The following is a 19628-nucleotide window of genomic DNA, read 5'->3' as shown; positions in this document are numbered from 1 at the left end:
ATGCAGACACAGGGTGATACAGTAAAAGATGCTACCGAAATAGACGCTACCGAAATAGATGCTACTGAAACAAACGGTATCAAGCGTTTAAGTCTATTAGATAGATGCTTTAAGCAGGAAGTGCTGAAAACGTCGGCACTGACAGTGCTTAGTACGGCAGCGTTGGTTGGAATGCACCATCGCTACCGTAAGCAGCGTTATTCATCTGCGCGTTTGCAAGACTATGTGATCGGGCTAGGTACGCAGTTTCAGTCACTGTCGTTACAGGTATCATCACAGCTACCATTACTGACGTCACCCCAGTCAGCCGCTACGCAACAATTATCAAGGCTACAGTACGCCTATCAGCAGACTACCAATACTTGGCATCAGGCTTATCAAAGCTACCCATCGAGCATGGATTATGATGGCGATAGTTGTGTTGATAGCCATGTTGATAGTCGTATTAATAGTGCTGATGTGATTCCAGATTTTTCTACAGTTCATACCACCACCATGCTGGCACGTCCCGTATGTTGGGTGAGTGGTGTCGCATCAATGCCACAGTCAGCCGCTTTAACGAGCGATGAGGAACGCGTCGATGGCTATGGGGTCGTCGGTATCGATGCAGATCGCCAAATTGTCTGGCAAACGACCATGCCAGAGCGTGTGCATGATATTGTCGTTCAGCCAGCGTTGTCTGACTCTCATAGCCAAGCAACTCGTGATGTCGTCGTCATGGGTCGCCGTCCCAGTGAAAAAATTTGGGTGTTGGATACGGCAACTGGTCGAGTAAAGTATGCTATCGAAGCATCCATGAATCGTCATTTTTATGGTCATGCTTGCTACAGTTTGGACGGCACGTTGCTGTATGTCACCGAAAACAATACGGTTGATTTAGCGGGTAAAGTTGGTATTTATGATATCAACCAAGGCTATCAAAAAATTGCAGAGTTTGACTCACATGGCATCGGTCCACATGAGCTAATTATGCATCCAGATGGTGAGACGCTCGTTATCGCGAATGGTGGGATTAAAACTGAGCAAGCCTCTCGTGAAGAGCTAAACTTAGATACCATGCGACCATCGCTGGTGTATCTGAACCGTCATGATGGGGCATTGCTTGAACAGGTCATTCCTGAGCATAATCAGATGAGCGTCCGCCATTTAGCCATGCATGACGATGGTACGGTGATGATTGGCATCCAGTTCCAAGGTGAGAGGCATATTAATGTGCCATTAGTGCTCACACATAAGCGCGGTGATACTGATTTTGAGCCGCTTACGATGCCGAATAATCAATGGCAACGCTTTCATCAGTATATCGCCAGTGTGGCGGTCGATAGTGAGCGCAATCTATTATGCGTAACGACACCTATTGGTGGATGTGCGGCTATTTATGATTTAACCACTCGCGCGCTGATTGATACAGTAAGTTTGCCAGATTGTGCAGGGGCATCGGTATCATCTCGTAATAGTTATAACGAGTCTAACGGGCACAATGCGCTGTTATCAGAAAATCAATTACTAGGTTTTATCGTTAGCGATGGGCAAGGGCAACTGACAACTTTGAATGTGGCTCCATCAGCTCAAGCGGCAAACCAAGCAGATGAACAATTAGATGAGAGAGTGGCGTTAGCTGATCGAATTATTCAAGACAGTCAGCGACACAAAATGTCTTTTGATAACCACTTGCAGGCATTGTTGTGATAAGTGAGAGAGGCAATAGATAACGATGGCGACACAAGATACGACATCGATATCAATACTCGCCAAGCAACAACTTGCACAAGCAGGCATTGAGCTACAGGTTACTAAAAAACGTGTCAAAAATATTAATTTTCGTCTAAAGCCTTATCTGTTGATGGTATCTGTGCCAGTATCTATGAGTGCTGCACAGATTGTACAGGCTGTTGCTCAGCGCCTATCGTGGGCAGTGGCTAATCATGCACAAGTATTGGAACAGTATAAGCGCAAACAGCACACCTTAACCGAGTCCTCAACTACCAATAGCCCGCTATTATTATGGGACATAGCTCAGCCCTTTACACTCAGCCCCGATGACACAATCGCCTATTATCGGCAACAGCTCTCCGACGTTATCCCTTCTTTGTTTGACAAGTGGCAACCCATCGTTGGTGCCCGTGCCAATGAGGTACGTCTAAAAAAAATGCATACACGCTGGGGCAGCTGCAATACGCGTGTGCGTCGGGTATGGTTATCTGTCTATCTTCCCGCTTATCCCATTGAATGTACCGAATATGTCATCGTTCACGAGCTGTGCCATTTGCATCATGCCAATCATAGTTTTGCATTTTGGCAGACAGTAGCGACAGCGATGCCGGATTATCAGCATTGGCATAATATGCTGGCAGGTAAAACCGGACAGCTAGATTAAAGATATACGTCAGAAAATAAATAAGGCTGATATGATAGATGAGAACGGTGCGTTTTGTGCCGTTGTAATTGTTTGTGTTTCAATGATTAAACCAGATAGATAAGGATGTCATATGGAAAGTGTCAATCAGGCTGATTTTTGGCAACAGCGTTATGAGCAAGACAGTATCGGTTGGGACATGGGAGAGGTATCACCACCGCTCAAAGCTTATATTGATCAGTTATCTGAATCCGCGAAAGATCAGGCTATTTTAGTACCGGGTGCGGGCAATGCATACGAGGTAGGTTATCTACATGAGCAAGGTTTTACCAATGTTACCTTGGTTGATTTTGCACCTGCCCCGATTCAAGCATTTGCTGAGCGTTATCCTGACTTTCCGACTGAGCATTTAATTTGCGCAGATTTCTTTGGTTTATCACCTGAGCAACATCAGTTTGATTGGGTGCTTGAGCAAACGTTTTTTTGTGCGATAAATCCAGCACGCCGAGATGAGTATGTCGAGCAAATGGCTGCGTTGCTAAAACCTAAAGGTAAGCTGATCGGCTTGCTGTTTGATAGAGATTTTGGGCGACAAGAACCACCATTCGGTGGCACGAAAGAAGAATACCAACAGCGTTTTGAGAGCGTTTTTGATATAGAAATAATGGAGCCAAGTTATAACTCGCATTCTGCACGGCAGGGTAGTGAGCTATTCGTTAAGCTGCGAGTGAAGTAGCGAATTAATCTCGCGCTTGATATTATCCCGAGCTTGCGCTTCTAACTGATCATAGTAGTATTCAGTCAGATAGAGCTTGGGATGTGCTAACAATCCTTTTAAGACGGCCATTCGTCCGGCGCAGTAATCTGCCATCGGAACATGAAGATACTCTTGGCGTACTGCTTTGGCGTATTTCTCATACATCAGCCACGAGGCACCCAAAATACTTAAATCCATATCTAATAAATACGCTGCATCGCTATAGCTGTTTTTCTCTTTAGCTATATCTGACCATTCATCAAACTCGTCAATTTCATGGATAGCAGTCATCATAATTAGGGCATATATATGTTGGCATTGGTCAGCGTCTAAATAATGCCCTAACACCTCTACTGCAAATTCTGCACTTTTTAGCTCATTGTCCGAGCGTGTTGACTCATATATCACATCATGATAATACATTGCCAATGCGATAATGTTTGGCTCATTAAGATGGCGCTTAATTTGTTCGAACTGTCCAAATAACTGCTGAATATGGTGCAGGGTATGATAAGCGCGTTGTTCTTCGTTATAACGCACAGCGATATCTTGCCAGAGTGCTTGTGCTTCTTTTGGCGTGACATGACTATTAATAGCAGATAGATGAACATAGAAACGATTGCCTAGCTCAGTGTTCATTTGCGACAACTCGTTCATATTCATCTTTTATAACCTACCATTTATGCTTTATTGGCCGCATCTTCAAAAGCTTGCTTGAATACTTTGCCAAGCAGATTGACATCATCGACACGAGCGTAATTCAGACGGGTGACAAAGGCAATATGGCGATGAGGGCCTTGCTCAGCTAATGGTACCGCAACGGCATTTTGGTTTTGTAGATGAAGTTGATCTAATGCCATCTCTGGTACTAACGTTGTGCCCATATTGGCAAGCGCCATTTGAATAAGTGTGTTCAAGCTGGCATCTGAAAAGCTTGATTTCATCTGTGCACGATCAAAATGACAGACAGAAAGCGTCTGATCGGTTAAGCAGTGCCCTTCGCCCAGCAGCATGAGATTGGCAGTTGCTAGCTCATCTGCATTGATGGTTTCAAGCTTGGCATGCACGTCTTCTTTTGGGAATACAGCAAAAAAGTCTTCGCTCCAAAACTCAAAGCTATGTAGTCCATCTACCGCATAAGGCAGTGCAATAATAGCAGTATCGATATGACCGTAACGTACTTGCTCTAGCAAGCGCTCTGTCTGTTGCTCAACGATGGTCATGCGAAACTCTGGATGGTGAGCTCGCAGGGCAGGCAATACTTTCGGTAGCAAGTATGGCGCAATCGTTGGAATGATGCCGACGGTCATCGGATATGCAAGCGGCGATTGATGGCTGTGGGCACGTGTGGTCAAATCACTAACTTCAGAAAATACTCGCTGCGCCCGCGTTAGAATGTCCTCGCCAATAGGAGTAATCAATACTTGCTTATTGTTACGCTCAAAAATCTGTGTATCCAACTGCTTTTCTAACTCGGCAATACCCAAGCTCAGCGCAGACTGAGAGATGTTACAGTCTTCCGCTGCACGTTTAAAATGACGGTGTTTGGCCACTGCTAAGGCAAACTCGAGCTGACGTAAAGTAATCATAAAACCTCTCTATTAATGGGCTTTTAACAGGGTGCACTGTGGTGACTTATTTGGTGTATCCGTTCGATATCTGACCTTGGTGTCACCTTAATGTAATCTATGTGTTATATAGTCAATGACGTATCACGCACTGATGATAAAAAATAGAGATAATAGTTTAACAAGTTTAATAAAACAAAACATCACATTAAAAACTTTTAACTGGATTAACGATAGAATTCGCGTATAGTTTGTCAGGTAGCCCAAAGTACTAAAGGCTTAACAGAAACATCCATACCAAAAAATTCCAATTAACTTAACTATAAAGGAGCCAATCATGGCGTCTATCATCAATCAAGAAATCCCAGAATTTTCAGCAGATGCGTACGTAAACGGTGAGTTCAAAACCATCACTTCAGAAGACGTAAAAGGCAACTGGGCTATTTTCTTATTCTACCCAGCCGATTTTACTTTTGTTTGCCCAACTGAACTTGAAGACATGGCAGCTCATTATGACGAGCTAAAAGGCCTAGGCGTAGAAGTATACTCAGTATCAACTGACACTCATTTCACGCATAAAGCATGGCATGATTCTTCAGATGCAATCGGTAAAGTACAGTATCCAATGATCGGCGATCCTACTGGTAAAATCACCCGTGGCTTCAACGTTATGATCGAAGAAGCTGGTCTAGCTGAACGTGGTACGTTCTTAGTAGATCCAGATGGCTTGATTCAAGTTGCTGAAATCCATGCTGGCGGTATCGGCCGTAGTGCAAAAGACATGTTACGTAAAGTGAAAGCAGCACAGTACGTTCGTGAAAACGACGGCGAAGTTTGCCCAGCAGCTTGGGAAGCTGGTCAAGAAACGCTAAAACCAAGTCTTGATCTTGTTGGTAAAATCTAAGTAATGGCTCAATCAGTCAAATGATTTAGATATTTGCAGTGTTAGATATAGAGCTATTGGCTATATCAATGCTATAAACAAAGACCCCATCAGCATAAGTTGATGGGGTCTTTTTATGTCGTTTACTAATCAGTATTTTTACTGTTCAATCACAAATGATGTATTAAGCATGAGATTGTAATTTGTTTTTATCGATTATTTTATAAATCTCATCTTTTAGTTGCAGCTTTCGCCGCTTCATTTGTTCTATTTCTTCATCACGGCTAGCATGCTTTACCAAATCTTTTTCCAGATGATTAATCTGTTGATCAAGCTGAGTGTGTTCATCAAAAATATTGGCAAAATGGCTGTCTTTTTGCCTAAGTTCAGTAATAACATCTCGGTTGTCTTGCAAAGTATCAGTCTTTCTCATGTGTTCATCCTTGTTATGAAGCGCAAGCTAACAATAAGCATCCGCGCATTGTCGTTATGATTTTGAGACTTGATTTTTATTAAGCCAAAACGTTCACTCAATATTGATAAGGCTTAATACCAGCAGAGAGGCCTCATGATAAACCTATGAAAAAGCCAATCTGTTACGAGACAAATAAGAATTTTTCTTATCGGCCTTACTTGATTGTAGCGAAAAAACAACCTCTATACTATGATAATTAATCTGCATATGGATTAATATTTAATTTTAAATAATGATTTATGATTGGTTTTATAAAACATAAGGTTTGAGTTTCTCAGCTTGCCCAAATCCTCCAAACCTATGATAATAGAGACATCAAAGGGCATAAGCTTATTGCCTATAATATTTTAGACAACATTATTAATACTAAATAATCCATATTTGAACGCGCAACACAACAGTTGCCGTTACATATCCAGTAATGAAGAGGAACAAACATGATAGATCAAGGTTTATTAGACGCGATTAAGAGCTACAGTGAAAACATGACTCGTCCTATTACTTTTGTATTGGGTAGCGGCGAGCATAGTAAGCGTGCAGAGTTGATTGATTTTTTGACTAAAATCGCTGGTACGACGGATAAAATCAATTTTGATGCGACAGCGAACGATGACAGTCTACCAAGCCCAATCAGTTTTAAAGTAGTCAGTCATATCGATGGCTCACTGACAGATACAGGTATCGTCTTTAGCGGTATCCCAGGCGGTCATGAATTTACCTCGCTTATTTTGGCTATCTTACAAGCGGGTGGTCATACGCTAAAATTGGATGAAGGTATCCAGAAGTTAATCAAGCGTTTTAATAAGCCCTTACAGTTCCAAACCTATGTATCGCTGTCGTGCCATAGCTGCCCAGAAGTGGTCCAAGCGTTAAACCAATTTGCGCTACTGAACGACGATATCAGCAATGAGATGATCGATGGTGCATTGTTCCAAGAACAGGTAGAAGCGAACAACATCCAAGGTGTACCAGCGGTATTTTTAAACGGTAAGCCGTTTGCTAACGGACTAATCGACACTGCTAAATTGATCGGAAAATTGCAAGAGCAGTTCCCTGATTTATTGTCAGAAGTAGAAGACGATGCTGATCAACTAGAGCAGCAAGACGTGACCATCATTGGTGCAGGTCCTGCAGGAGTGGCAGCTGCGATTTACACCGCTCGTAAAGGCCTAAAAGTAACTATGGTTGCTGATCGTATCGGTGGTCAGGTCAAAGACACGCAAGACATCGAAAACTTGATTTCAGTACCATTAACGAACGGTACGGACTTATCAAACAACTTTGTTAAGCATCTGCACGAATACAACATCACGCTAAAAGAACACGTGAGCGTGAAAGAAATCAGTGAAACTGAAGATGAGAACTACCGTATCCATCTGAATACTGGTGAGATGTTTGAGACTCGTAGTATTATCCTAGCGACAGGTGCTCAATGGCGTAAGCTTGGCGTACCGGGCGAAGATGAGAACATCGGTAAAGGCGTGGCGTTCTGTGCTCACTGTGATGGACCTTTCTTCAAAGGTAAAGATGTATCGGTCGTTGGCGGTGGTAACTCTGGTATTGAAGCCGCGATTGATTTATCAGGTATCGTAAAACATGTCACGGTATTTGAGTTTGCTGATGATTTAAAAGCGGATCAGGTGTTAATCAATAAAGCCAAAGAAAAAGCCAATATTGACATCATTACCAGCGCGGCGACCAAAGAGATCAAAGCCACAGACGGTAAAGTTAGCTCTATTGTGTATGAAGACCGTAATTCGGGTGACACCAAAGAATTAGATTTGGCAGCAGTGTTTGTACAAATTGGCCTAGTACCGAATACTGGATTTATCAAAGGTTTTGTTGATTTAAATCGTTTTGGTGAGATTGAGATTGATGAGCGTTGCCGTACGGATCGCAAAGGTATCTTTGCTTGTGGTGATGTCACGACTGTTCCTTTTAAACAGATCAACATTGCGATGGGTGAGGGTAGTAAAGCAGCATTATCAGCATTTGAATATTTAGTCATGCAATAAGCTGTTCAGATCCAAACCGTAAAGTGCTAATGTTAGTGTAAGAAGCCACCTCTTTTGAGGTGGTTTTTTTATGTTTACTAAAATCAGTTCTTATTCCGAATCAACGCAATAACTGGTAGCGCAATCACATACATCAGCACACCATATACCGCCGCAGGTAAAGCGATGGCAGGCAAGCCAACAGCTGTTCCCATAATGATAGGTGCTAAAGTAATCGCAGTCGTACTGTTCTGAATGCTCGTCTCTATTGAGATGGTTTTGGTATCAAACCAGCTCAGCTTTAATAATTTAGAGGTCAAAATACTAAATATAAATAAAGCCATAATAATAAGAACAAGCTCAAGCCCCATTGATGTCAACTGTGACTTTAGCAGCTCCCAGTTAGAAGCGATGGCAGCGAAGACTATTAACACAAAGAAGATACTGGCCAAGCCATTTAGAATACTGCTTCTACGTACCATAAAATCGGTGAACTTATAGCGAGCTAGCATACCGAGGGTAACCGGTAACGTCGTTAAGAGAAACATGACAGCGCCAATCTTTAACGCGCTAATAGAGCCCGTTTGGTCTTGCATAAAGTGGTTAAACGCTAAGGTGATTAAAATAGGCAAGGTAATGACAGATAGTAGGCTGACCACGCCAGTGAGGGCGACTGACAGTGCGACATTACCTTTGGCATAGTAGGTGAGCATGTTGCTCGTGACGCCGCCGGGGCAAAAGCTAATCAGCATAATACCAAAAGCAATTTCTGGTGGTGGTGCCATTACTAGGATGACTGCCAAAGCAATCAAAGGCACGAAAATAACTTGATTGACGAGGCCTACAAAAAAAGCTTTGGGGTAATTGACGATAACCTTAAAGTCACTGGGTTTTAGCCCTGTTCCTAAGGTAAACATAATGTAGGCGAGAGCCAGTGGGAGTAAAGCCAGAGCAGTACCGCTCATAAAACATTCCTTGTTGAATTAAAAGCCATATTAAAATGGCTTTTTAAATAGATCACATTCCTTGTGTCTCTATCATCTTAAGTGTTATTAAAAATTTAGTAAACCTTTCACCCAAAGTTTGATGTGGGTTGGATTCAGTTTTACTCCGCCAATGCGCCAACCAATGAGACTATCTGGCCCGCTTCGTCTTCTTCAATGATACGAGTTTCTGTAAGCGCAGCATTTCGCCAAGTTTGTATATGAGGGTTGTTTAGCATTGCATCACAGTACTGCTTGGTCATCGGTTGTAACTTTATGCCTGAGGCATCCGCATAAGTTTGCAAGCGTAGAATCACAGGGGCAAAAAACGCATCGGCAGCCGTAAATTGACCAAACAGATAGCTGTCTGTTGAGCGAGATTTTAAACAATCCGCAAAGATATCTTCTATACGGGCGATATCACTCAAACATTCACCACTTGGCTGTATGTTCGCAGTGGCTCTGATATTCATCGGCATTTCACTACGAATACCCATCAGTCCTGAATGCATTTCAGCAACGATACTCTGGCAATAGACGCTATTTATTCTGTGGCTATTATCATCAGTAGTGTCAGCGTCAGATTTGCTCAACCCCGTCCAAATATCTATATCTGTCAGGTAATCATTGGCATGAATGGCAATCGCTAAAGTATCCCATACCGTCACCTTATCATCACCTTGACCATATACTAAAACGGGCACCTTTCCCGTTGGCGCGTGCTCGTCAAGAATTTTTTTAGATGACGGATGAAGCAACTCAATCAGCTGTTCATCGAAATCAATGTCGAATGCCTTTAGCAATAACCAAGCACGCAATGACCATGACGAATAGTTTTTATTACCGATAATGAGTAGAGGTTCTTGTGAATGTTTCATAATGATGTCCTATCAAGTTTCACAAATAGAGTTTGATTATGTGCTGAGTGTTAAATGTTCATCAGTACGATATTCTATTAGTATGCACGTAATAGCAAGTTCATTATTAGCGATAGCTCTAACAGAAAACGCCCATCCAAATGTTGGACGGGCGCAATTATTAATGGTCTGTGACGATTGTCATAATTCATCAATCAACGAATTAGTCGTCTAACAAATCCATTTGCTTGGCTGCTTCATAGATACCGTTTGAGCGGTTACCGGTACGGCAGAATATCAGCATTGGCTGTTCAGCTTGATTAAAAAAGTCAGCAAACGTTTCGACGTGAGTTTGATTTAGCTCGTTACCAGCAAAAGAAATCTCTTTATAAGCAAGTCCTGCTTCTTTCGCAGCGGCTTCAATATCAGCGCTGGTCGGTTGATTTGGTTCTTCACCATCTGGACGGTTGTTAATGATGGTTTTGAAGCCGTTTTCGGCAATCATCGGTACTTGATCAGGGGTGATTTGTCCAGTAAAGCTAACTTGATGGCTCATGGGAGCTCCTTGTTATTTTTTATATGAGAGAGTGACGTGTTTGGTCTTTAATGACTGTACTAAGCCTAAGCTGAATGCGCAAAATTCTAAAGATGAGCTATGTAAACATCGTAACAGTCTTTATAAATGCATCAGTTTTTATAAATTTAATAATTTTATAGCAGACCTTGCATTAAGGCACTTTGATAAAGCAGTTTAGCGCGTGCACCAGTACCACAGAACATAAGTATAGGTTTGGGCATAGAGTGATAAAAATCAGCAAACTGTTCGACAGTCAGCATGCTTAAGCGCTCATCATCAAATGGTAGGTGATGATAGGTCAAATTTGCGTTTGCAGTTGCACTGGCAAAGTCACAGCTATTCGGCTGCGTTTCTGTCTCAGCATCAGGACGAATATTGAGCACAGAGCGGTAGCCAAGTTCAGCAATTTTGAGACATTGGCTTGGATAGATTTGCTTATAAATAGTGATGTTATCGGTCATAAGTCGCTTCGGTTACGGATATAAAAAGGCATTTGAAGATAGAGGTATGGCTAGATGCCGTTTCTCTATAGTATGTTTGATGACTAGCATAACACAGCTTTTATCATAGCTATATCTTGCCACAGACAATAATGGTCATTGATTTAGTCTATAAGCGTTGGTTCATATATCCTTTAGCGCATCTACTGCATCCATTGTACTTAAATAAACGTGTCCTGAGAGGTCGGTGATCACAGGGGTATTTTCAATGATATCCATGACAGGCCCTTTAATAAAGCTAAAATTTAAGTGTTTATCTTGAATCAGCAGCTCTTTATTTAAGCTGATGAGCATCTCTTGTCCAGTCAAATCAATGTGATTTACGGCTGACATAATAAGAACAATCTCGTACGCTTGCGGGTATCGTTGGGTGGCATGTATCACTCGGCGATGAACGGATTCACTATTACCAAAAAATAAGCTTTCATCGATACGTAGCATCAACAAGTGACTAAACGTCAGCACGTCATGACGATTGATATTGCGAAAGTGTCCCGTGCCGGCGAGCTGTCCGACGATTGCCACATGCGGTTTGCTCGATTGCCAAATCAGGCTAGCAAACGACACCATAAGACCAATAACCAAGCCCGTATTTAGCCCAAATATCAGTACTCCTACAAATGCCGCCATAAAGCTGGCCGCATCTAAGCGGTCTCGTTGCCATGCTGACTTCAATGTCGTGATATCAATGAGGCTGATAATAGAGGCCATGATGGTTGCGCCTAGTATCGCATAGGGCAGTGGCGCTAGTGCGTTGCCAAAAGCAATCAAAGCTGCAATCATCACCATCACCGTTACCAAACTGGCAACAGGCGTTTTGGCGCCTGAGTCAGCATTGATAGCAGTACGAGAAAATCCACCAGCGACTGCAAAGCTTTGAAAGAAACCACCAGCAATATTGGCAAACCCGAGTCCAGTCAGCTCGCGGTTGGCATTGAAGCTCTCACCGCGCAGACGGGCATAATTGCTAGCGACTGAGCTGCTTGAGACAAATACAATCAGCGCCATTAGCCCCGCGCTAGGTAATAGGTTGAGGGCGACATCGAAGTTGGGTACATAGGGAAAGGTAAAGGTCGGTAGCCCTTGCGGAATACTACCAATCGTTGCCACACCGTTTGTGGTCCAATGTAAGCTCATACTCATGACAATCGCAATGCCGAGCAGAATAAGCGGAAATAAGCGCTCTGCCCATTTAGCATAGATAGAGGGCAACCAAGATTGCCATACCCATTGACTGCCGTAACGATTGGCAACCAACAGCGCAAAAGCGATCACACCAATGAGTAAGGTGAGCGGATGTAGCTGGCGGGCATACAGTTGCATACTGGACAAATAACCGAATAAGCCATTTCCTGCTATGGGAATAGCCGTTAGGTATTTCAGCTGACTGATAAAGATAAGTACCGCGGCACCACTGATAAAACCAGCAGAAACCCCGCGACTGATAAACTGCATGATCCAGCCAAGCTTTAGCCACCCAGCTAACGATAACATCGCCCCAACCATCAATGATAACAAGCTGGCCATCAATACATACTGTTGAGCGCCTTCTGCTGCATAAGGATGCAGACTACTGGCGGTCATAATCGCAGTGATAGCGACAGGCCCCACTGCTTGAATATTACTCGAGCCTATCCATGCATAGACCATGACGGGTACGATAGCGGCGTATAGGCCATATACAGGTGGCAGACCTGCTAGCACCGCATAACCTAAGCTTTGCGGAATCACGAGCACACCAACGACCAATCCTGCGATGACATCAGTCGGCAGCGCAGATAGCTTGTATTGACGCAACCAAGCGGGAATTAGACGAGTGGCAAGAGAAAGCATAGCAATACGTCATCATGATAAAAAAGTTAGAGTGTGTTGAACGTTATTACAGCCGATTATTAAGCGGATAATCTATCCGTCTGTTTTGGCACAAAAGCGTTGGTAAAGGAGATCTAGAACCGCTAAAGCATCGTCACTGGCAATGCTATAGTAGATTTGCTTGCCTTCACGGCGTGTCGAGACTAGCTCGTCTTTGCGTAGGATGCCCAACTGCTGTGACAAGCTTGGTTGTCCAACACCGACTAAGCTTTCAAGCTCACTGACGCAATACTCTCCTTGAGTCAGCTGACATAGCAGTAACAGTCTATCAGGATGCGAGAGTGACTTTAATAGCTGGCTGGCTTGCATCGAAGCTTGTTTCATTTGCTCAGCAAGATCTTTAGGTGCAGACTCTGTCTCACTAGGTGATATAGGGTCGCTCGGGCTAGTTGTAGCTGTGCTCAATGCTGAAGGTTTCAGAGCGAGCTCCTTATATTAAGTATAAATAGTAGGGTATAGCATTTATAGATAAACGTGATTAATTATCAATGATACATGAGTCTTTATCAAGTTATATTTATTTACATTATATAAATTTATAAAATGTATAATAACTGCTATGTTAGTATGCACAGTCAATTGATATGTCGCTGCAGATACGAGAGCCGAGCGCATATTATACTTAAGAATTTATTAAAAACTAAAATATTCATAGAAATACAAAGAGGCAGCCATGCAAGTCCATTCATTCTTACATAGCGATACAGAAACCTATACTCACGTACTGGCAGATGTCCAGAAGCAAGTATGTGCCATCGTCGATCCCGTATTAGACTTTGATGCCAAGTCAGGACGTACTGGCACTACGAGTGTCGATGAGGTGATTGAGTTTGTCCGTGAGCAGGGTTGGGAGCTGGTCTATATTATAGAAACCCATGCCCATGCTGATCATATCTCAGGAGCTGCACACGTCAAAGAATTGTTAGGTGGTCAGCTCGTCATAGGGCAGCATATCACCGAAGTGCAAAAAACATTCAAGCAAATCTTTAATTTCGATACCAGTTTTCGCACGGATGCCAGTCAGTTTGATATTTTGACAGATGATGGTGAAATATTAGCGCTTGGCGATATTACTATTACGGTCATGTATGTGCCGGGTCACACGCGAGCTGATATGGCGTATGTTGCTGCTGATGACGAAAAAACAGTGGTATTCGTCGGAGATACTTTGTTTGCGCCAGATGTGGGTACGGCTCGCTGCGATTTCCCCGGTGGGGATGCAAAAACCTTGTATCACTCCATCAAAAGGCTGCTAGCACTCCCTGACGATACGATGATGTATCTGTGTCATGACTATCCAAGCAAGGGTCGTAAGCACTGTCCCACCACTACTGTGGCAGCGCAGAAACTGGGGAATATCCATGTGAAAGAGGGTATCAATGAAGCCGAGTTTGTAGAAATGCGTGAGCGCCGTGATGCTACGCTTGATATGCCGCGCCTAATTATTCCTTCGGTACAAGTTAATATTGATGCAGGTCATTTCCCAGAGCCGGAAGACAATGGTATCCGTTATCTGAAAGTACCGATTAATGCGCTCGGTAAATAAAAAACGTGTAATAAGTGAAAGTTGTCATCCCGTGCAGCACGACGCAAGTATCGTATGCTAGATATCTATAATAATGCTAATCTGTAGATGGTCCGCTATATAGAAGCTCGGTATAGCTACCTGCAAGCGCTAAGTTCGGCGATAACTGGAGAGAGCAATGAACCCTTACGAACGTTATGTATTGCCCAAGCTGATCGATGTCGCTTGTAGTGCGGGTAATGTGATGAAAGCGCGGTCTAAAATTGTTCCTCAAGCACTAGGTGAAGTACTCGAAGTTGGAATTGGTAGCGGTTTGAATCTACCGTTTTATGATGCCAAACGAGTCTCTTCTATTGTTGGTATCGACCCAGCGGCTCAGATGCAGACACTCGCACGTAAGCGGGCGAGTGACATTAGCATTCCAGTTGAAGTGATAGCCGTGGATGTTCAAGGCATTCACGCTGATACGGATCGATTTGATACGATTGTGATGACCTTTACCTTATGTAGTATCGACGATCCGGTATCGGCACTTCAAGAAATGGCACGAGTGCTAAAACCTGATGGTCGTTTGTTATTTTGTGAGCATGGATTAGCGCCAGATCTTTCTGTCGAGCGTTGGCAGCATCGATTGACACCTTTTTGGAAACCTATAGCAGGAGGGTGTCATTTAGATCGCGATATTCCAGCACTGATTAGAGCAGGTGGTTTTGCCATCGACGAGTTAAGCGAAGCATACTTGCCAGGTCCACGACCGATGAGCTACGTGTATAGTGGTGTGGCAGCGCAAGTGCTGTAGAGAATGACTATACATCATCATAATAAAGTTGTTTGTATAATCAATCTATCCAAGCCGAACTGTTAAGACAATAGAATAATTAGAATAGGAATCAAATCATGAATGAGCAAAACTTCCATCTAGTCTGCCCACATTGCCACGCGACCAACCGCGTACCAGCAGCCAGATTAAGTGCTGAACCAAAATGTGGTAAATGTGGTCAGCCACTACTGACGGCAAGCCCACACGAGTTGAACGCGCAAACGGTCAGCAAATTTATTCAAAAGAATGAGGTATTGACCATCGTTGATTTTTGGGCAAGTTGGTGCCAACCATGCATTATGATGGCGCCGCAATTCAAAGTGGCGGCCAGTCAGTTGCCGCAAGTAGTTTTTGCAAAGATACAAACGGATAAATACGAGCAAGCAGCAGCCCCTTATAACATCCGTAGTTTGCCGACTATGGTTGCCTTTAGAGGCGGTAAAGAAATCGCGCGGCAGTCGGGCGCACTGCCCAGTGACCAAATCATCCAGTGGGTACGAAGCTTGAGCGCTTAAGCTTCAGATAAGTTTATAGTCGTGATAATTAGTCACAAAAAAGCCAATACGTTGATCGCGTATTGGCTTTTTTAATCATAACAACTGTCTAACACTATGGACACTCGAAGGTATGGAGACCCGAAACTATGGATACTCGAAGCTATCGAATATAGCTCATCTTATTTAAATGCTACTCACCATAAATTTTGATACCGTTGACGAAGCTACAGCGTTGAATACGTGCAGATTGTACTATGGCATCACTCTCGCCATAGAGCCGTGATAACTTGGCATCGCGTGCTTGAGTACTGTTGCTTTTGCCCAGACCAAAGCTGATATTAGGAGAGATACCCCAACGCCCTGCAGAAATCCCAACACCGACACCTGAGGCAGATAAGCTTGACTGCTCGTTACGTGCTGCGTCTACATAGCGATTAACACGAGTATATTCTTGGCTAAGTGCTTGGCAATCATAGCTTTGATAGGTGCTTGGCGGCACATACTGCGGTGTGACATTACCTGTAGAGGCACAGCCTGAGAGCCCCAAAATACCAGCTGTGGCTAGTAACGTCGCTGTAGTAAGAGTTTTCATGGTGGCTCCATTAGGCTGAATTATTGTCTTTGTATATATTCAAGATAGCAAAAATAATGTGATTAAGATATTGAAAGTCCCTCGATTATCCAATATTTTGCCTCTGAGTAGTCTTGCTATATGTACAACTTTAATACGGCAGACGGATTAAAATAAGTTGCCAGGCTTTGTAAAGGCCAGTACTACAATACCAAAATACGCGATACCCGCAATGACAATACCCGCTTTTCTTTGGGCAGGTGTTGCATGATTCTTGAATGCTTTTACACTAGCGCTAATAGCAGTGAAGAGCAAAATTATTTTGGCGAAAGCCCATTGGACAGGGGCATTGACACTCATTAGCTGCATGAGCATCACTGCGCCTGATACGATAATGAGCGCATAGAGAATATGAGACGCTATCTTCACCGCACGTGGCGCTCGTCTGTTAGAACTTAATACCAAATAACTCTGGTATATAAATAGCACAATGATCAGTAATGCCATTAGCATATGTAAGTGTTTCATTGAATATGGTTTTCCTTAAATTTGCATTGGTCAGCTTGTTTATAGCATTCAATTATTATATGAAAACATGTGATCTAAATAACAACATTCTAAGCTTTGTTTTGTCCAGCGCATAATGGACTATCAGGGCTTTGGCCTTGCCACTCGACGGGCGTATAAGCATGAATAGCTAGAGCATGTACTTGACCACCTTGTGAGGTCAGTAGCGCATTAACCAGTCCATATACGAGCTGATGGCGTGCGACCAAGCGTTTGCCTTCAAAAGCATTACTGACAATAGTAAGCTTAAAATGGCTTTCTTTACCATCGAAATAACCAGCATGATTCATTGACTCATTGACCAGTTCTAAATGTTGTGACTGCAGAACTTGTAGCTCCGCATTAAGTGCATTGGCAGTCGGTGTGGTAGTCATAACAATCCTTCCATATGTTTTGCTCAACAGTATTTTGCTTAATAATATTTAGCAATGTGTAGATTATATATTGTGGGCATTATAGCAGACACAATTATCCAGACTGCATGCTCTTGAAATGCGTAGACAAATAAATTGTTCTTACTTACCAAGCATATGGCTAACAAATATAACCATCAGTAATAACGCGATTAATAGCGATACGCTCAATTTCCAAACTCAATAGTCATTGTCACTTCTTACTAAAATTGTCATTTCTTACTAAAAATGAAAAGAGCAGAGCACAATACTTCATGTGCACTCTGCTCTTATAATCTATAAATATTGGCTCAAAACGTGATATCTACCAATAAGTTTTGATTAACGACGGGCTTGCTGATACAGCGGCGTTACTTTAGGCATCAATGCCTGTAATTGAGAAATGCGACTGCTGCTAGATGGGTGAGTGCTCAAGAATTGTGGTGGCTCGCCTTCGCTTGCCTTCTGCATTTTTTGCCATAAGCTAACCGCTGCCTGTGGGTTGTAGCCTGCACGTGCCATCAGCTCAAGACCAATTTGGTCAGCTTCAGACTCTTGAGTACGACTGTGGGGTAGGCTCAAACCTAAATTGCCAGCAGTACCTGCTAACTCAGCCTGTCCTTGTGATAAGCCAAATATGCTAGCAGCCACACCGATACTTGTTTGCGTTGCATATTCACGCGACAGACGCTCACGTGAGTGTTCACGTAGCGCATGTGACATCTCATGTCCCATAATCGCTGCAATCTCATCATCAGTTAGGCTCAAGCGATCGATAATACCTGAATAAAACATAATCTTACCACCAGGTACAACGAAGGCATTTAGTTCGTCAGATTGGATAGTATGCACTTCCCAGTCCCACGCTGCCGCATCTGTACGGTAAGTGCCAACCTGACCGATTAAACGATTAGCAATAATCTTTAGGCGATTAAGCTGAGCTGTATTTTTGTCTAGTACGCCCTTTGATTTGGCTTCTTTCAGTGTATTCGCGTAGCTTTCCGCTGATAACTGAAGGACTTGCTCACTAGAAACTAATAGCAGCTGCTGACGGTTGACACCAACGGCACCCGTGTTGGTCGTGCTAGTACAGCCTGCTAAAGTCAGTGTGGACAGTGACACTGCCATCACGGTAGTGGTCAGTAGCTTTTTCATAAAAAAATCCTCGCTGTAAATGATAAAAGTAGAAGTTGTACAAAGTATATATCTATAAAATAGGTCAAATGATAATTCTTGGCTGATATGTGGACAGCACTTATTACTCTATTTATCTGTCTTAATAGTAAAATTTTACCCAAACTGGCATTGCCCATAAGTATAATAATGTTAATAGCCTAAAACCAATGTAGAAACAGTAACAACACAACGTATGATTGTAAGTAGAGTATCATCAAACATCGCTTGTTCTGCTACTATATCAACTTTGCTATACGTATTATCTCTACTTGGTTGGTTTGTATCGCATACCTTGAGTGTTGACAATTATCGTATGTATTAGGGCGTGTCCTCAATTCAATCGATAGTCATCTAAATGGGTTAAAAATGGCTAAATCTTGCCAAACGGTGTCAAATAGCTGACTAATATCTCGATATTATCTGCGCTATTTTCCTTGTTTGACTGCAATTTAGCTCATTTTTATCACCATTTCTAAAATGAGGACACGCCCTAGAGTGAAATATGTTTTTAATATTTATTTATAGAATAACGTAGCGATGCACTATGAAAATAGCAGTTTGGTTGATGGGCATAGACGCGATTAAACATAGTTCATGATGAAGGTACATAATATTTTCATCACTAGTGAAAATAATGATTACTTCAGTAAATGAGATACTTATTATTAAATCAATTACTTATAGGTAAACTCTCTAGAAATAGAGACTTAAAGTGAAAATATTGGAAATAAATATGAAAAAAGGTGTTGACACACTCAGGAATTTTGATAGAATAGCCAGCCTATCGAGACGGAGTTGTTGTTAACAACACTACAATTCGATAATCAGCGGGAATAGCTCAGTGGTAGAGCATAACCTTGCCAAGGTTGGGGTCGAGAGTTCGAATCTCTTTTCCCGCTCCAAATATGGCTTGAAAAAGCACTAAATCCTCACTTCTTATGATAAGAAGTGAGGATTTTTTTATGGATAAAATTTGGTCGATGAACCAGTAGAAGTATGGAGTGCTAATAAAAAGCCAGCAACCAGTCAAGAGCATGGCTACAGACGAAACCAGTAAACCCTTCAATATCTCAAACCAACCTGCATCATAAGGGCGCATCATGCCTCCAAGAATTCTCACCCATATCTCCCCTCAGCAAGCCTTCATCATATCAGCCATCGTCATCGCCATCATGGGTGTTACCATGATCGGCTTTGGTTGGGTGCCGCATCTCTCCTTGATACTCGCCATCTGTGTCTTACTGGGCATTGGCGCCTT

At 42.7% G+C, this 19628-nt stretch carries 21 protein-coding genes, 1 tRNA gene and 1 pseudogene; 10 read left to right on the top strand and 13 right to left on the bottom strand.

Translation table 11 applies throughout. The features are described from left to right. From DFP82_RS12310 to DFP82_RS12300, 3 genes are all read left to right on the top strand, one after another. On the top strand, nucleotides 1–1689 hold the full coding sequence (locus DFP82_RS12310) for a DUF1513 domain-containing protein (protein ID WP_110924018.1): 1689 nt from the start codon (nucleotides 1–3) through the stop codon (nucleotides 1687–1689). 25 nt (nucleotides 1690–1714) lie between these two features. Next, complete coding sequence (locus DFP82_RS12305; RefSeq protein ID WP_110924017.1) at nucleotides 1715–2377, top strand: M48 family metallopeptidase; 663 nt, start codon at nucleotides 1715–1717, stop codon at nucleotides 2375–2377. 112 nt (nucleotides 2378–2489) lie between these two features. After that, on the top strand, nucleotides 2490–3092 hold the full coding sequence (locus DFP82_RS12300; protein ID WP_110924016.1) for a methyltransferase domain-containing protein: 603 nt from the start codon (nucleotides 2490–2492) through the stop codon (nucleotides 3090–3092). On the opposite strand, the gene DFP82_RS12295 is transcribed toward DFP82_RS12300, so the two are convergent. Together DFP82_RS12295 and DFP82_RS12290 are read right to left on the bottom strand one after the other, a co-directional pair. Next, a complete protein-coding gene (locus DFP82_RS12295) occupies nucleotides 3066–3776 on the bottom strand; it encodes an HD domain-containing protein (protein ID WP_245905718.1) in 711 nt (236 codons plus the stop codon). The two genes, DFP82_RS12300 and DFP82_RS12295, sit on opposite strands and share 27 nt — an antisense overlap. A 17-nt stretch (nucleotides 3777–3793) precedes the next feature. Then, complete coding sequence (locus tag DFP82_RS12290) at nucleotides 3794–4702, bottom strand: hydrogen peroxide-inducible genes activator (protein ID WP_110924015.1); 909 nt, start codon at nucleotides 4700–4702, stop codon at nucleotides 3794–3796. Nucleotides 4703–5018: 316 nt separating this feature from the next. Here DFP82_RS12290 and ahpC point away from each other — a divergent pair, with 316 nt between their 5' ends. Next, nucleotides 5019–5585 (top strand): alkyl hydroperoxide reductase subunit C, encoded by a 567-nt coding sequence (ahpC, locus tag DFP82_RS12285; RefSeq protein ID WP_110924014.1) that lies wholly within the window; start codon nucleotides 5019–5021, stop codon nucleotides 5583–5585. Between the two features lie 163 nt (nucleotides 5586–5748). Here ahpC and DFP82_RS12280 read toward each other — a convergent pair whose 3' ends face one another. Further along, nucleotides 5749–5997 (bottom strand): HP1242/YdcH family protein, encoded by a 249-nt coding sequence (locus DFP82_RS12280; RefSeq protein WP_110924013.1) that lies wholly within the window; start codon nucleotides 5995–5997, stop codon nucleotides 5749–5751. Nucleotides 5998–6476: 479 nt separating this feature from the next. Here DFP82_RS12280 and ahpF point away from each other — a divergent pair, with 479 nt between their 5' ends. Then, nucleotides 6477–8054: an alkyl hydroperoxide reductase subunit F gene (ahpF, locus tag DFP82_RS12275; protein ID WP_110924012.1), complete on the top strand. Its 1578-nt coding sequence runs from the start codon at nucleotides 6477–6479 to the stop codon at nucleotides 8052–8054. Nucleotides 8055–8137: 83 nt separating this feature from the next. On the opposite strand, the gene DFP82_RS12270 is transcribed toward ahpF, so the two are convergent. The 6 genes from DFP82_RS12270 to DFP82_RS12245 form a co-directional block, all read right to left on the bottom strand. Then, nucleotides 8138–8998 carry a bile acid:sodium symporter family protein gene (locus tag DFP82_RS12270; protein WP_110924011.1) on the bottom strand — a complete coding sequence of 287 codons (861 nt, stop codon included), beginning with the start codon at nucleotides 8996–8998 and terminating at the stop codon, nucleotides 8138–8140. A 140-nt stretch (nucleotides 8999–9138) separates the two neighbouring features. Next, nucleotides 9139–9894, bottom strand: a complete 756-nt coding sequence (locus DFP82_RS12265; protein WP_110924010.1) for a glutathione S-transferase family protein — start codon at nucleotides 9892–9894, stop codon at nucleotides 9139–9141. A 202-nt stretch (nucleotides 9895–10096) separates the two neighbouring features. Continuing rightward, nucleotides 10097–10429 carry a protein tyrosine phosphatase family protein gene (locus tag DFP82_RS12260; protein WP_110924009.1) on the bottom strand — a complete coding sequence of 111 codons (333 nt, stop codon included), beginning with the start codon at nucleotides 10427–10429 and terminating at the stop codon, nucleotides 10097–10099. Nucleotides 10430–10584: 155 nt separating this feature from the next. After that, complete coding sequence (locus DFP82_RS12255) at nucleotides 10585–10911, bottom strand: protein tyrosine phosphatase family protein (protein WP_110924008.1); 327 nt, start codon at nucleotides 10909–10911, stop codon at nucleotides 10585–10587. 162 nt (nucleotides 10912–11073) lie between these two features. Further along, on the bottom strand, nucleotides 11074–12783 hold the full coding sequence (locus DFP82_RS12250; protein WP_110924007.1) for a SulP family inorganic anion transporter: 1710 nt from the start codon (nucleotides 12781–12783) through the stop codon (nucleotides 11074–11076). A gap of 72 nt (nucleotides 12784–12855) precedes the next feature. Next, the gene (locus DFP82_RS12245; protein WP_425450612.1) at nucleotides 12856–13227 is read right to left on the bottom strand and encodes an ArsR/SmtB family transcription factor; all 372 of its coding nucleotides are present in this window, start codon (nucleotides 13225–13227) and stop codon (nucleotides 12856–12858) included. A gap of 268 nt (nucleotides 13228–13495) precedes the next feature. On the opposite strand from DFP82_RS12245, the gene DFP82_RS12240 reads away from it, so the two are divergent. The 3 genes from DFP82_RS12240 to DFP82_RS12230 all read left to right on the top strand — a co-directional run bounded on the left by DFP82_RS12240 (nucleotide 13496) and on the right by DFP82_RS12230 (nucleotide 15682). Then, entirely contained in the window at nucleotides 13496–14368 is an 873-nt protein-coding gene (locus DFP82_RS12240) for an MBL fold metallo-hydrolase (protein ID WP_110924006.1), read from the top strand. A gap of 157 nt (nucleotides 14369–14525) precedes the next feature. After that, a complete protein-coding gene (locus DFP82_RS12235; RefSeq protein ID WP_110924005.1) occupies nucleotides 14526–15146 on the top strand; it encodes a class I SAM-dependent methyltransferase in 621 nt (206 codons plus the stop codon). A 98-nt stretch (nucleotides 15147–15244) separates the two neighbouring features. Then, on the top strand, nucleotides 15245–15682 hold the full coding sequence (locus DFP82_RS12230; protein ID WP_110924004.1) for a thioredoxin domain-containing protein: 438 nt from the start codon (nucleotides 15245–15247) through the stop codon (nucleotides 15680–15682). A gap of 172 nt (nucleotides 15683–15854) precedes the next feature. Here the strand turns inward: DFP82_RS12230 and DFP82_RS12225 are convergent, their stop codons facing one another. From DFP82_RS12225 to DFP82_RS12210, 4 genes are all read right to left on the bottom strand, one after another. Continuing rightward, the gene (locus tag DFP82_RS12225; protein WP_110924003.1) at nucleotides 15855–16256 is read right to left on the bottom strand and encodes a hypothetical protein; all 402 of its coding nucleotides are present in this window, start codon (nucleotides 16254–16256) and stop codon (nucleotides 15855–15857) included. 147 nt (nucleotides 16257–16403) lie between these two features. Then, nucleotides 16404–16763 carry a SirB2 family protein gene (locus DFP82_RS12220; protein WP_110924002.1) on the bottom strand — a complete coding sequence of 120 codons (360 nt, stop codon included), beginning with the start codon at nucleotides 16761–16763 and terminating at the stop codon, nucleotides 16404–16406. An 89-nt stretch (nucleotides 16764–16852) separates the two neighbouring features. Beyond that, nucleotides 16853–17176, bottom strand: coding sequence for a BolA family protein (locus DFP82_RS12215; protein WP_110924001.1), 324 nt, complete (start codon nucleotides 17174–17176; stop codon nucleotides 16853–16855). A 360-nt stretch (nucleotides 17177–17536) separates the two neighbouring features. Beyond that, a complete protein-coding gene (locus DFP82_RS12210) occupies nucleotides 17537–18349 on the bottom strand; it encodes a M48 family metallopeptidase (protein WP_110924000.1) in 813 nt (270 codons plus the stop codon). Nucleotides 18350–19197: 848 nt separating this feature from the next. Here DFP82_RS12210 and DFP82_RS12205 point away from each other — a divergent pair. Together DFP82_RS12205 and DFP82_RS14955 are read left to right on the top strand one after the other, a co-directional pair. After that, nucleotides 19198–19272, top strand: a tRNA-Gly gene (locus DFP82_RS12205). Between the two features lie 198 nt (nucleotides 19273–19470). Beyond that, a pseudogene (locus tag DFP82_RS14955) lies at nucleotides 19471–19628 on the top strand (Na+/H+ antiporter NhaC); the annotation flags it as partial.

Source organism: Psychrobacter fozii (assembly GCF_003217155.1).
In the GTDB taxonomy this organism is placed as follows: domain Bacteria; phylum Pseudomonadota; class Gammaproteobacteria; order Pseudomonadales; family Moraxellaceae; genus Psychrobacter; species Psychrobacter fozii.
Note: the sequence above shows the minus strand (reverse complement) of the source record. Positions and strands in the feature narration are given on the sequence as shown.

Excerpts from the sequence above, each read along its gene's own strand:
- DFP82_RS12305 (WP_110924017.1), top strand. The coding sequence starts at position 1,715 with ATGGCGACACAAGATACGACATCGATATCAATACTCGCCAAGCAACAA.
- DFP82_RS12270 (WP_110924011.1), bottom strand. The coding sequence starts at position 8,998 with ATGAGCGGTACTGCTCTGGCTTTACTCCCACTGGCTCTCGCCTACATT.
- DFP82_RS12210 (WP_110924000.1), bottom strand. The coding sequence starts at position 18,349 with ATGAAAAAGCTACTGACCACTACCGTGATGGCAGTGTCACTGTCCACA.
- DFP82_RS12240 (WP_110924006.1), top strand. The coding sequence starts at position 13,496 with ATGCAAGTCCATTCATTCTTACATAGCGATACAGAAACCTATACTCAC.
- DFP82_RS12310 (WP_110924018.1), top strand. The coding sequence starts at position 1 with ATGCAGACACAGGGTGATACAGTAAAAGATGCTACCGAAATAGACGCT.
- ahpF (WP_110924012.1), top strand. The coding sequence starts at position 6,477 with ATGATAGATCAAGGTTTATTAGACGCGATTAAGAGCTACAGTGAAAAC.
- DFP82_RS12225 (WP_110924003.1), bottom strand. The coding sequence starts at position 16,256 with ATGAAAACTCTTACTACAGCGACGTTACTAGCCACAGCTGGTATTTTG.
- DFP82_RS12230 (WP_110924004.1), top strand. The coding sequence starts at position 15,245 with ATGAATGAGCAAAACTTCCATCTAGTCTGCCCACATTGCCACGCGACC.
- DFP82_RS12300 (WP_110924016.1), top strand. The coding sequence starts at position 2,490 with ATGGAAAGTGTCAATCAGGCTGATTTTTGGCAACAGCGTTATGAGCAA.
- DFP82_RS12235 (WP_110924005.1), top strand. The coding sequence starts at position 14,526 with ATGAACCCTTACGAACGTTATGTATTGCCCAAGCTGATCGATGTCGCT.
- DFP82_RS12295 (WP_245905718.1), bottom strand. The coding sequence starts at position 3,776 with ATGAATATGAACGAGTTGTCGCAAATGAACACTGAGCTAGGCAATCGT.
- DFP82_RS12290 (WP_110924015.1), bottom strand. The coding sequence starts at position 4,702 with ATGATTACTTTACGTCAGCTCGAGTTTGCCTTAGCAGTGGCCAAACAC.
- DFP82_RS12215 (WP_110924001.1), bottom strand. The coding sequence starts at position 17,176 with ATGACTACCACACCGACTGCCAATGCACTTAATGCGGAGCTACAAGTT.
- DFP82_RS12255 (WP_110924008.1), bottom strand. The coding sequence starts at position 10,911 with ATGACCGATAACATCACTATTTATAAGCAAATCTATCCAAGCCAATGT.
- DFP82_RS12220 (WP_110924002.1), bottom strand. The coding sequence starts at position 16,763 with ATGAAACACTTACATATGCTAATGGCATTACTGATCATTGTGCTATTT.
- ahpC (WP_110924014.1), top strand. The coding sequence starts at position 5,019 with ATGGCGTCTATCATCAATCAAGAAATCCCAGAATTTTCAGCAGATGCG.
- DFP82_RS12260 (WP_110924009.1), bottom strand. The coding sequence starts at position 10,429 with ATGAGCCATCAAGTTAGCTTTACTGGACAAATCACCCCTGATCAAGTA.
- DFP82_RS12280 (WP_110924013.1), bottom strand. The coding sequence starts at position 5,997 with ATGAGAAAGACTGATACTTTGCAAGACAACCGAGATGTTATTACTGAA.
- DFP82_RS12265 (WP_110924010.1), bottom strand. The coding sequence starts at position 9,894 with ATGAAACATTCACAAGAACCTCTACTCATTATCGGTAATAAAAACTAT.
- DFP82_RS12250 (WP_110924007.1), bottom strand. The coding sequence starts at position 12,783 with ATGCTTTCTCTTGCCACTCGTCTAATTCCCGCTTGGTTGCGTCAATAC.